The sequence below is a fragment of the Micromonospora sp. NPDC048839 genome (assembly GCF_040649915.1).
Classification (GTDB): Bacteria; Actinomycetota; Actinomycetes; order Mycobacteriales; family Micromonosporaceae; genus Micromonospora.
The window spans coordinates 43,178-53,342 of record NZ_JBEZGL010000006.1 but is presented as its reverse complement, the minus strand read 5'-3'; the positions used below and the strand labels follow the sequence as shown (position 1 = coordinate 53,342).

Here is a 10,165-nt window from a genome sequence, read left to right as displayed (position 1 = left end):
ACGGGCGCTCAGGGCGTGGCCGGCGCTCAGGGCGCGCAGGGCTTTCAAGGCTCGCAGGGTGACACGGGAGCTCAGGGCGAAGCGGGGGTTCAGGGCCCTCAGGGCGCGCAGGGTGTGACGGGCGCTCAGGGCGTGGCCGGCGTTCAGGGCGCACAGGGTTTCCAGGGCGCGCAGGGTGACGCTGGCTCTCAGGGTCAGGTTGGAGTTCAGGGCGCTCAAGGCGCTCAGGGTGTGCAGGGCCCGGCCGGCGTTCAGGGCGCGCAAGGCGCGTCGGGCGCTCAGGGGGCTCAGGGTGAGGCCGGCGTCCAGGGCGCTCAGGGATTCCAAGGTTTGCAGGGTGACACAGGCGCTCAAGGTGCTCAAGGTGCTCAAGGTGCTCAAGGCGCTCAAGGCGCTCAAGGTGCTCAGGGTCAGGTTGGCGTTCAGGGCGCGCAGGGTGACGCGGGCGCTCAAGGCGAGGCGGGTGTCCAGGGCGCTCAAGGGGCGCAGGGCCTGCAGGGAGCGCAGGGCGTTCAGGGTGAGGCGGGCGTTCAGGGTGCTCAAGGCGCCCAAGGCGAAGCCGGCGTTCAGGGTGCTCAAGGCGCGCAGGGTGAGGCCGGGGTTCAGGGCGAGGCCGGCGTTCAGGGCGCTCAAGGTTTTCAGGGCGTGCAGGGCGCGACGGGGCTTCAGGGTGACGCTGGCGTCCAGGGTGCTCAAGGCGACGCGGGTGCTCAGGGTGCGCAGGGCGACACCGGCGTCCAGGGTGCTCAAGGCGCGCAAGGTGCTGAAGGTCTCCAGGGTGTTCAAGGTTTTCAGGGTGCGGCTGGTCCTCAGGGTGCGCAGGGCGAGACCGGCACTCAGGGTGCTCAAGGGTTCCAGGGCGCACAGGGCGACGCAGGCGTTCAAGGTGCGCAGGGCGACGCCGGCCCTCAGGGCATTCCAGGTGCGCAGGGCGTACAAGGACCTCAGGGAGACATCGGCGCCCAGGGTTTCCAAGGCGCCCAGGGCGTTCAGGGTGCTCAGGGCGAGGCGGGCGCTCAAGGTGCGGCCGGTGCTCAGGGCGCGCAGGGCGAGACCGGCGTTCAGGGCACGCAAGGCTTCCAGGGTGCCCAGGGCGACGTGGGCGCTCAGGGTACCCAGGGCGTACCAGGACCGCAGGGCGCCACTGGCGCTCAGGGCGTGCAGGGATTGGCGGGCAACGGAGTCGAGGCTGCCTACATTCAGGGTCCGCTGACCGTGATTGCGGATACTCCTGTGAATTTCGGCTGTCAGGCCGGAGACATCGCCGTCGGAACCGGATACCAGCTCTCGGGTGCGGGCGTGAACCCGGTGCTGATCCAGCCACTCTCGACAAGTGGCTACCAGTTCACCTTCACCGGTGGGGGTGCGGATATCTGGGTGTCCTGCATTTCGCTCGGCACCCCTGTGGCGTTCGCGCCTGCCGGCACTTCATCGGGCCGGGCCCCGGCCAACAGTGGCAATTCCAACCGGCCGAACAGCGAGTCGGGCCGCCCCGTAACCCTCACGGAGGAGCAATGAACACGCGTCAGATATTCGGGTCACTTGCCTGTGGTGCGGTCCTGCTGACCGGAGTCGCGGGATGCAGTGACAAGCCTGCTGAGAAGCCGCAGACGAGCAGCTCCGGCGACAGCGACAAGGCGAACGGCGACACCAACGCCGGGACTGCTCCGGCGGACCTGCTGAAGCTCGGAGTCGAGCAGGGGCAAGCCGGGAACCTCGACGCGGCGAAGACCACCTTCGAGAAGGTGGTGGCGGCAGAGGTCGACAACAAGTTCGCGTGGTTCAACCTGGGCTTCATCGCTCAGTCGCGCAACCAGCCCGACGAGGCGATCACCAACTACGACAAGGCACTGGCTGCCGACGGCAACTACAAGCCGGCCCTGTTTAACAAGGCGATTGCACTGGAAGGTGAGGCCCCGACGACGTCGATTGACATCTACCGCAAGGTGGTGTCGATCGACAACAAGTCGTCAACCGCCTACCTCCGGCTGGGCATGCTGCTGTCCCAGACCGGCGACGACTCGAAAGCCCGGGACGCCTTCAAGGCCGCGATCCGGCTGGACAAGGGGCTCACCTCTGCCGTTCCGGCGAAGTACCGCCCGACCCCGACCCCGACCAATCGATCCTCGGCTCCGGCGGGTAGGTGAGCGGCTCGATGAACACCCCGCGGGTGACAGTCTTCACCGGAAGCAACCGCACTCGTTTCATCGACGAATGTTTCCGCTCGCTGGTCGCGCAAACTTTCACCGACTGGGAATGGGTGGTCATTCTCAATCAAGGGTCTCGTTGGCGGCCGGAGAGGCACGACGATCGGATCCGGCTCATTGTCGAGGACAACCTGGACGGCGTCGGTGCCGTGAAGGGGCGCGCCTGCGCCGAGGCTGCCGGAGAGATACTTGTCGAGCTCGACGACGACGACCTGCTCAGCACCGACTGTCTGCAACAGATCGTGGACGCCTTCGACGGCAACCCGGAGGTGGGATTCGTCTACAGCGACACCGCGCAGATCCAGGAGGACGGCGGCCGCTGTGAAGACCGTTTCGCGACGTCGTTCGGCTGGCGGCACTACGACGAGAAAGTGGACGGCCGTGAGGTGTTGGTCTGCCGCGCGTTGCCCCCGACACCTCACAACGTGAGCTACATCTGGTATGCACCGAACCACGTGCGGGCCTTCCGCCGGGACATCTACGAGAAGGTCGGCGGATACGACGAGTCGCTCGATGTCGCGGACGACGCCGACCTCATGGCTCGGATGTACCAGGTGAGCGAGTTCCATCACATTCAGAAATGCCTGTACCTGCAGCGCATGCACGCCAAGAACACGCAGCGCATTCCGGATGTCAACGCTCGCATCCAGCAGCGTACGGTGGAGATCTACGATCGGAACATTCAGCAGAACGCGTTGGCCTGGTCACGGCGGCAGGGCCTCCTGGCGCTGGATCTCGGTGCTGCCCACAACAAGCCGGAAGGCTATCTCGGCCTGGATTACCACGATGGGTCGGGCGTCGACATGGTCTGCGACATAACCAAGGGAGTCGACCTCCCGGACAGTAGTGTCGGAGTCATTCGAGCCGCCGACTTCCTGGAGCACATCCCGGACAAGATCAAGCTGTTCAACGAGCTGTACCGACTGCTCGCACCGAACGGGATGCTCTTGTCGCTGACGCCCAGCACCGACGGTCGAGGTGCCTATCAGGACCCGACGCACGTGGCGTTCTACAACGAGAACTCGTTCTGGTATTTTACGGACGCCAACTATTCTCGGTTCGTACCTGAAATAAAGTGCCGCTTCCAGACGTCGCGTCTGGTCACGTATTTCCCGAGCGAGTGGCACCAGGCGCACAACATCCCGTACGTGTCCGCGAATCTCATCGCGATCAAGGATGACGCCCTGCGTAACGGCGGACCGCTGAACATATGACTTTCGGACGGGTCGCGTCGCCATCGACGTGCGGAAGCCGATGCGTAGGCCGCTTCCTGTGCTGCCGAGACGATCATCAATCCCTCGGCGGGGGTGACGGCGTGGCCTACTCGTAAGACGTGGCGGTGCGGGTCCGTCCGTACCAGATGATCCTCGACGTCGGCTGGACCGACCAGCTTGGCCGACCGGCGACAGCGGGGCCGCTCCCGAAAGGAGCGGCCCCGTTGCCGTCTCGAGCAACTCGTGCGGTGGCGGACAGGCCGCGCGCGTAGCAGATCAACTGTCCCGGCGGGCGTTGTCCACAGCCCCCGAGGTTGTCCACAGGTGGGCACGGTCGGACGGCTTGCCGTGCGGTTTCCGAGCAGGGTCGGCGACATACCAGAGCCCGACCGCTGGAGGCCGCGATGCCATCCCGTACCTCGGTTCCGCCGATCCGCCCGCTCCCGCTGGTGGTCACCGGCGACGACGATCTGCTCGATGATCTGCTCCGGCTCGCCGCCGCCGGCGGGACCGAGGTGGAGTTGGCCCGCGACCCGGCCGCCGCCCGTACTCGCTGGCAGCCCGCTCCGTTGGTGTTGCTCGGCGCCGATCAGGCGCAGTCGTGTCTGCGTGCCCGATTGCCGCAGCGGTCCCGGCTGGTGCTGGTCGGCCGGGTCGGTCAGCTCGACCCCGGCTGGCAGACCGCCGAGCTGATCGGGGCCGAACACGTCGCCGTGCTGCCCACCGCGGAGTCGTGGCTGGTGGATCGGTTCGCCGAACAGGGTCCGGACCGTCCGAACGGGGTCGGCGCTCGGATCGTCGCGGTCTTCGGCGGCCGGGGCGGGGCCGGGGCGAGCGTGCTCGCTGGTGGCCTCGCCGTGACTGCCGCTCGGGCCCGGTTGCGCACGCTGCTTGTCGACGCGGACCCGCTCGGGGGTGGTCTCGACCTCGTACTGGGCTGGGAGCAGTTGGAGGGGCTGCGCTGGCCGTCGCTCACCAGCGCCGACGGGCGTGTGGACGCCCCGGCGTTGGTGCGGGCCCTGCCCAACCGGGGTGACCTGGTGGTGCTCTCCTGGGACCGCGGCGAGATGTTGGCGCTGCCGGCGGCGGCGATGGCGGCAACCGTCGACGCCGCCCGACGCGGTCGGGACTTCGTGGTGGCGGATGTACCCCGACAGTTGGACGACGCCGCGGTGGTGGCGTTGCAGGCGGCGGACCAGGCGTTCGTCGTCGTCCCCGCCGAGTTGCGTGCCACCGCCGCGGCCGCTCGGGTGGTGGCCGCGGCTGCCCCGCACTGCGCCGCGCTCTCGGTGGTGGTGCGCGGGCCCGCTCCGGGCCGACTACGTGCCACCGAGGTGGCACGGGCTCTGGGCCTGCCGTTGGCTGGCGCGCTGCGCCCCGAGCCGGGGCTGTGCCGCGGACTGGAACGAGGCGAGGCCCCGGCCGCTGCGGGGAAAGGCCCGCTGGCCGCACTCTGCCAGCGGATCGTCACCGACCTCACCGGTGTCCCGGCGACGGGTGCGGCATGACCCGCCGGTCGCAGGACGGCACCCTCGCCGCCCGCGTGCGGCAACGGATCGCCGCTGCCACCACCCCGGTCACGGCGGCGGCGATCGTCTCCGCGGTACGGGCCGAGCCATCCGCCGCGGTGCTCGGCGACAACGCCGTGCTGCGGATAGCCGACCGGGTGCACGACGATCTCGTGGGTGCCGGGCCGTTGGCTCCACTGCTCGCCGACCCGGAGGTCACCGACGTCCTCGTCAACGGGACCCGGGTCTGGGTCGATCGTGGTTCGGGGTTACAACAGGTCGCGGTCCCGATCGGCTCGATCGAGGACGTTCGCCGGTTGGCGCAGCGCCTGATCGCCAACGCCGGCCGTCGGCTCGATGACGGCTCCCCGTACGCGGATGCCCGGCTCCCCGACGGCACCCGACTGCACGCCGTGCTGCCACCGGTGGCGACCGAGGGCCCCTACCTGTCCCTGCGGACCTTCCGGCACCGGCCGTTCAGTCTCGACGAACTGGTCCGCCACGGGACCGTCCCACGACCCGTGGCGCCGCTGCTCACCGCCGTCGTGGCTGCCCGCCTGGCGTACCTGGTCAGCGGGGGAACCGGGTCGGGCAAGACGACCCTGCTCAACACGCTGTTGGGGATGGTGCCAGCAACCGAGCGGATCGTGCTTGTGGAAGACGCCGCCGAGCTGCGTCCGGGGCACCCACACGTGGTCGGGCTCCAGGCGCGTACAGCCAATGTGGAGGGGTCGGGCACGGTCAGCCTCGGGGACCTGGTCCGGCAGGCGTTGCGGATGCGTCCGGACCGCCTGGTGGTCGGGGAGTGCCGGGGCGGCGAGGTGGTCGACCTGCTCGCGGCGCTCAACACCGGCCACGACGGGGGCGCTGGCACCTTGCACGCCAACTCTCCGTCCGACGTGCCCGCCCGGCTGGAGGCGCTGGGCATGCTGGGTGGGCTGCCGCGCGCCGCGCTGCACGCCCAGGTGGCCGCCGCGTTGCAGGTGCTGTTCCAGGTGCGGCGCGGCGACCGGGGACGCGTTCTGGAGTCGATCTGCCTGCTCCTGCCCGCCGGACCGGAACGGTTGGTGACCGTGGTGCCCGCCTGGGTACGCGGCAGTGGTCTCGGGTTGGCCGCCCGCGCACTGGGGGCGCTGCTCCGCGAGCGCGGGGTGGCGGTGCCGCCGATCCTCAGCGAGCCGTGGCCGGGTTCGGCAGGCCCGGCATGACCGGCGCGACGGTGCTGGTGGCGACGTTGCTGCTGGTCGCCGCAGTCCTGGTGGCATGGCCCGTGCACAGCATCCGGGCCCGCCGACGTCGGGTGTTGTCGACGGGACGGCGAGGCGGCGGCACCGATCCCACCGACGCGCTCGTGGAGTGGATCCGGGAACTCGGCCGCACGCCGGACGGCCCGGTCGACGGGCCGGGCGACCCGCTGACCCCGGGTGGCCCGCTCAGCGTTCCGTGCCGGCCGCGGACCAGTGCGAATCGGAGCGGGAGGCCTACCGCGCTCGGCTGGCCCAGCCGGGACGTCACCGGCAGCGCGATCCGGCCCGGTGCGACGGGCGGGTCGTTGGCCAGCGCCCGACCCGTAGGCCCGACACGTCCCCCAACCCGTCGGGATCCCCGACGTCCGGCCGGCGCCACTGGGCACGAGGCCAGGATCCCGGCCGCCGAAGGACGGGGTGGCACCTCCGTGGCCGAGATGACGATCGGCGGCGGCGATGTGGGGGCGGACCGTCCGGACGGTGCTTCGGCCGCGGTGACGACCGCTGGGTACGGCGACGTGGCGGGCATCCCGGGTGGCGCGTCCGGCCCGGCGACGGCCGAGGGACGCGGGGGTGTCGTCGGGCGGTCGGACCGGTTCGTCGGGTCGGCCGATGTCCCGACCGTGGCGGCGCGGGGACGGGTTCGACGGTCGTCGAGGCGGGTGCTGCCGCTGGTCGGGCTGCTGGCTGGTGGTGTCGGTGCGGTGGTCGGCGGCCCGGTCGCAGCGGTCGCGGCGGGTGGGTACGCCGCGCTGACCGGGCGGGCGGTGCTGCGCTGGCGAGTGAACCGGGGTGCCGAGCGACGGCGGCGACGTGGGCTGGACCAACTGTGTGGCCTCGCGGCGGACCTCCGGGCCGGCCTGCCCGTTCAGCATGCGATCGAGGCCGCCACCGATGGGTGGGACGGGTCCGACCGGCTGCGTCAGCTGACGGCAGCTGCGGTGCGGCTGGCCGACCGGACCGGCGCGCCGCTGGCGGACCTCGTCGAGCGGATCGAGGCCGATGCTCGGGCGACCGACCGAGGGCTGGCTGCCGCGGCGGCCCAGGCGGCCGGTGCCCGGGCCACGGCCTGGTTGTTGGCCGCACTGCCGGTGGGCGGGATTCTGCTCGGGTACGGGATCGGCGTCGACCCGGTGGCGGTGCTGCTGCACAGCAGTGTCGGTGGGGTCTGTGCGGTCGTCGCGGTCGCCCTGCAGGTCGTGGGCCTCCTCTGGACGGAACGGCTGGGCGCGACGCCTGGACGGGCCGGATGATGTCGCGAAGTCTGACAAGCCGTCGCAGTCGAAGCGGTGGGCTGCGGCCGGACGCGATCCGCCTCGCCGCGGCGCTGGGCGGGCTGGCCGTCGCCGTGGTCGCCGGGGGCTGGCTGGGGCTGCTCGGTGCGGTCCCGACCGCGTGGCTGTTGGATTCTCTGTTGCGGCGGATCGAGTCGCCGGGTGTGCGCACGCGGCGGCTTCAGGAGGCCGCTGACCTACCGCTCGCGGTCGACCTGCTGGCAGCCGCGATGCGGGCGGGTGCTCCGGTGGATCGCTCGGTGCTGGCCGTCGCCGAGGCTCTGGACGGACCGCTCGCGGCGCGCCTGGCCCGGGCCGGCCGTACGTTGCTGCTCGGCGGTGGCCCGGCGGAGGCGTGGTCTGCGCTGGACGGAGTGCCCGGCGCGGAGCGGTTGACCGCAGCGGCGTTGCGCTCGTCCAACAGCGGCGCGGCCCTCGCCGGCGCACTGACCCGGCTCGCCGACGACCTTCGTGCCGACCGGGCGACCGCTGCCGAGGCGTCAGCCCGTCGGGCGGGCGTGCTCATCGTCCTGCCGCTGGGGCTCTGCTTCCTGCCGGCGTTCATTCTCGCCGGCCTGGTGCCGGTGATCGTCGCCGTTCTCGGCGACGTGCTCTGACCCATCGAGAAGGGAAACAGCAATGCGTAAACTCATCGCCCGCCTGCGCGGCGACGCCGGAATGAACACGGCCGAGTACGCCGTCGGCACGCTCGCCGCAGTCGCCTTCGCCGGGATCCTGTTGAAGGTGCTGACGTCCGGCAACGTCCAGTCGGCGCTGACCGCCGTCATCGACCGGGCGCTGAAGTGATCGGGCGCCGGCAGGCTGGCCGCGATCGGAGGCCGGGCAATCCCGAGCGAGCGCGCGGCGGGCGGAGAGTCCGCGCCGTCGAGTGGGCCGCCGACGGGGATCGAGGGTCGTTCACCGCCGAACTGGCGGCTGGCCTGCCGGCGCTGCTCCTGTTCCTGCTGGCCGGCCTCACCGCCGTCAATGCCGTAAGCGCCCAGGCCGGCTGCCTGCACGCGGCGCGGGAAGCGGCGCTGGCCGCCGCCCGCGGCGCGGACGGCATAGCCGAAGGTGAGCGTGCCGCACCGCCAGGGGCGGAGGTGTCGGTGTCCGTCGACGGCGAGCGGGTGCGGACGACGGTACGCGCGCCGGTCCGGGCGCTGGGTGGTCGGCTCCCTCGGATCACCGTGGTCGCCACCGCGGTCGCCGCAGTGGAGCCCGGCGCTGCCGAGAGGAGTTGATGGTGCGACGGACTCACGGCCCGGACTCCGAGCTACGGGAGGACGGCTCGCCGGACTCGCAACGGGGTGGTGCGACCGTCCTGGTGTTGGCGATCGGACTGGTCTTCCTGTTGGTCGGCACCTTCGGCGCCGCCGTCGCCGCGGCTCAGCTAGCGGGTCAGCGGGCGGGCGTGGCAGCCGATCTCGGCGCGCTGGCGGGCGCCGCCCGCCCACTCGAAGGCGAGGCGATGGCCTGCGCGTCAGCGGGCGACATCGCCAGCCGCAACGCTGGTCGGATGGTCGGCTGTCGCCTTGACGGACTGGACGTGTTGGTGACCGTCGAGGTGGCGTTCACACCACTCCCCGGACTGAGTCGGGTCGCCACATCGACGGCCCGCGCCGGCCCGGTGCGCGGTTGATCGGCAGCGGCCTGCTGGCCGGGACCGGGGCGGAGAGCCGTGTCCCGGTCAGCGGCCGAGCAGCGGGGGTCGAGGGTGTCAGCGAGCCTGGAGCGCGTCGAGGGCGACGGCCATGGCGATGACCAGGCGGCGGTCGATCTGCGGGTGCTGCACCTCGACGATGTACTTGTCGCGCAGGCCCCACTTCTTGACCACGGTGAAGACCGGCTGGCCGCCGGCGGTGAAGTCGAAGTGGTACGGCAGCCACGACAGGGAGTCGACGAACCGGCGCAGCAGTGCCACGGGCAGGCTGCGCTCCTGGCCCGTCACCTGCGGCAGGCCGGCCTGCTCGACGTGCCACGTCGACCGGAGCAGTGACTGGGCGAAGTCCTTGCGGAACAGGCCGATCGCGTTCCCGGCGGCGTCGGTCACGTCGTACGTGGCGCCGAGGTCGATGCGCTGGCGAGCCTTGAAACCGAGCAGGGGCTGCTGCTTCGAGTCGTCCGTGTAGATCGTCACCTGCTCCTTGAAGGCGAGCCGCTTCTGCTGCGCGAACGCGATCAGCTCACCCTCGGTGCCGTCCGGGGAGACCGAACGGACCTCGTACTGGTTGACCATCATGCGCAGCCGCTGACGGACATGGAACTGGTGCTGACTCTGCAAATTGTCGAACTGCATCTGAACTCCTCAGGGGGTTGGTCCGCCGGAGTCTCGCACAGCCCGACAACTGTCGCGCTCCTCGCCATCGACGATCGCAGAATGCTGGGTAGCCGTCGTGGGTCGTCGAACGACTACCCCAACATCCCGGTGCCCGTGCGGTGGAAAGGGGGTGGGTCAGCGCCCGTCGGTGGTGGTCGCGGCGCGCACCGCCCAGGTGTTGAGGACCTGGTGGATGACGCGCAGGCGTTCGTTGATCTGATCCAGGCGTTCGGCCTGAGCCAGGTTGGCCAGCGCGGACCCGAGCGCGATCTGCTGGTCGAGGGTGAGTTGATCCTGGTCGATGGTATAGAGCAGGTCGACGGTCTCGGCGATGGTGTCGGCCACGGCTTCTCCTCGGGCACGGGGGGCGATCAGCAACAGAGGGATCGATGGAA

13 protein-coding genes are annotated in these 10,165 nt (G+C 70.7%); 10 read left to right on the top strand and 3 right to left on the bottom strand.

The features are described from left to right. Positions 1-1,074: hypothetical protein (locus AB0C25_RS13450; RefSeq protein ID WP_357372846.1), on the bottom strand; the 1,074-nt coding region annotated here is incomplete at its 3' end. A gap of 84 nt (positions 1,075-1,158) precedes the next feature. On the opposite strand from AB0C25_RS13450, the gene AB0C25_RS13445 reads away from it, so the two are divergent. From AB0C25_RS13445 to AB0C25_RS13400, 10 genes are all read left to right on the top strand, one after another. After that, on the top strand, positions 1,159-1,518 hold the full coding sequence (locus AB0C25_RS13445) for a hypothetical protein (RefSeq protein ID WP_357372844.1): 360 nt from the start codon (positions 1,159-1,161) through the stop codon (positions 1,516-1,518). Continuing rightward, positions 1,515-2,147: a tetratricopeptide repeat protein gene (locus AB0C25_RS13440; protein ID WP_357372842.1), complete on the top strand. Its 633-nt coding sequence runs from the start codon at positions 1,515-1,517 to the stop codon at positions 2,145-2,147. Before AB0C25_RS13445 ends, AB0C25_RS13440 begins: the two co-directional genes overlap by 4 nt. Positions 2,148-2,155: 8 nt before the next feature. Next, positions 2,156-3,421 carry a glycosyltransferase gene (locus AB0C25_RS13435; protein WP_357372840.1) on the top strand — a complete coding sequence of 422 codons (1,266 nt, stop codon included), beginning with the start codon at positions 2,156-2,158 and terminating at the stop codon, positions 3,419-3,421. 404 nt (positions 3,422-3,825) lie between these two features. Next, positions 3,826-4,929, top strand: a complete 1,104-nt coding sequence (gene ssd / locus AB0C25_RS13430; protein WP_357372838.1) for a septum site-determining protein Ssd — start codon at positions 3,826-3,828, stop codon at positions 4,927-4,929. Continuing rightward, a complete protein-coding gene (locus AB0C25_RS13425; protein WP_357372836.1) occupies positions 4,926-6,137 on the top strand; it encodes a TadA family conjugal transfer-associated ATPase in 1,212 nt (403 codons plus the stop codon). The genes ssd and AB0C25_RS13425 overlap by 4 nt, the downstream gene beginning before the upstream one ends. Further along, positions 6,134-7,429 (top strand): hypothetical protein, encoded by a 1,296-nt coding sequence (locus AB0C25_RS13420; protein WP_357372834.1) that lies wholly within the window; start codon positions 6,134-6,136, stop codon positions 7,427-7,429. Before AB0C25_RS13425 ends, AB0C25_RS13420 begins: the two co-directional genes overlap by 4 nt. After that, positions 7,426-8,067, top strand: a complete 642-nt coding sequence (locus AB0C25_RS13415; RefSeq protein WP_357372832.1) for a type II secretion system F family protein — start codon at positions 7,426-7,428, stop codon at positions 8,065-8,067. The genes AB0C25_RS13420 and AB0C25_RS13415 overlap by 4 nt, the downstream gene beginning before the upstream one ends. 22 nt (positions 8,068-8,089) lie before the next feature. Continuing rightward, complete coding sequence (locus AB0C25_RS13410) at positions 8,090-8,257, top strand: DUF4244 domain-containing protein (RefSeq protein ID WP_081883916.1); 168 nt, start codon at positions 8,090-8,092, stop codon at positions 8,255-8,257. A 122-nt stretch (positions 8,258-8,379) separates the two neighbouring features. Next, positions 8,380-8,694 (top strand): TadE family type IV pilus minor pilin, encoded by a 315-nt coding sequence (locus AB0C25_RS13405; RefSeq protein ID WP_357373356.1) that lies wholly within the window; start codon positions 8,380-8,382, stop codon positions 8,692-8,694. Beyond that, positions 8,694-9,092 carry an Rv3654c family TadE-like protein gene (locus AB0C25_RS13400; protein ID WP_357372830.1) on the top strand — a complete coding sequence of 133 codons (399 nt, stop codon included), beginning with the start codon at positions 8,694-8,696 and terminating at the stop codon, positions 9,090-9,092. The genes AB0C25_RS13405 and AB0C25_RS13400 overlap by 1 nt, the downstream gene beginning before the upstream one ends. Before the next feature lie 78 nt (positions 9,093-9,170). Here the strand turns inward: AB0C25_RS13400 and AB0C25_RS13395 are convergent, their stop codons facing one another. Both AB0C25_RS13395 and AB0C25_RS13390 read right to left on the bottom strand, forming a co-directional pair. Further along, entirely contained in the window at positions 9,171-9,749 is a 579-nt protein-coding gene (locus tag AB0C25_RS13395) for a hypothetical protein (RefSeq protein ID WP_357372828.1), read from the bottom strand. Positions 9,750-9,905: 156 nt separating this feature from the next. After that, complete coding sequence (locus tag AB0C25_RS13390; protein WP_357251693.1) at positions 9,906-10,115, bottom strand: hypothetical protein; 210 nt, start codon at positions 10,113-10,115, stop codon at positions 9,906-9,908. Positions 10,116-10,165: the final 50 nt, after the last annotated feature.

Excerpts from the sequence above, each read along its gene's own strand:
- AB0C25_RS13410 (WP_081883916.1), top strand. The coding sequence starts at position 8,090 with ATGCGTAAACTCATCGCCCGCCTGCGCGGCGACGCCGGAATGAACACG.
- AB0C25_RS13395 (WP_357372828.1), bottom strand. The coding sequence starts at position 9,749 with ATGCAGTTCGACAATTTGCAGAGTCAGCACCAGTTCCATGTCCGTCAG.
- AB0C25_RS13435 (WP_357372840.1), top strand. The coding sequence starts at position 2,156 with ATGAACACCCCGCGGGTGACAGTCTTCACCGGAAGCAACCGCACTCGT.
- AB0C25_RS13420 (WP_357372834.1), top strand. The coding sequence starts at position 6,134 with ATGACCGGCGCGACGGTGCTGGTGGCGACGTTGCTGCTGGTCGCCGCA.
- AB0C25_RS13425 (WP_357372836.1), top strand. The coding sequence starts at position 4,926 with ATGACCCGCCGGTCGCAGGACGGCACCCTCGCCGCCCGCGTGCGGCAA.
- AB0C25_RS13440 (WP_357372842.1), top strand. The coding sequence starts at position 1,515 with ATGAACACGCGTCAGATATTCGGGTCACTTGCCTGTGGTGCGGTCCTG.
- ssd (WP_357372838.1), top strand. The coding sequence starts at position 3,826 with ATGCCATCCCGTACCTCGGTTCCGCCGATCCGCCCGCTCCCGCTGGTG.
- AB0C25_RS13415 (WP_357372832.1), top strand. The coding sequence starts at position 7,426 with ATGATGTCGCGAAGTCTGACAAGCCGTCGCAGTCGAAGCGGTGGGCTG.
- AB0C25_RS13400 (WP_357372830.1), top strand. The coding sequence starts at position 8,694 with ATGGTGCGACGGACTCACGGCCCGGACTCCGAGCTACGGGAGGACGGC.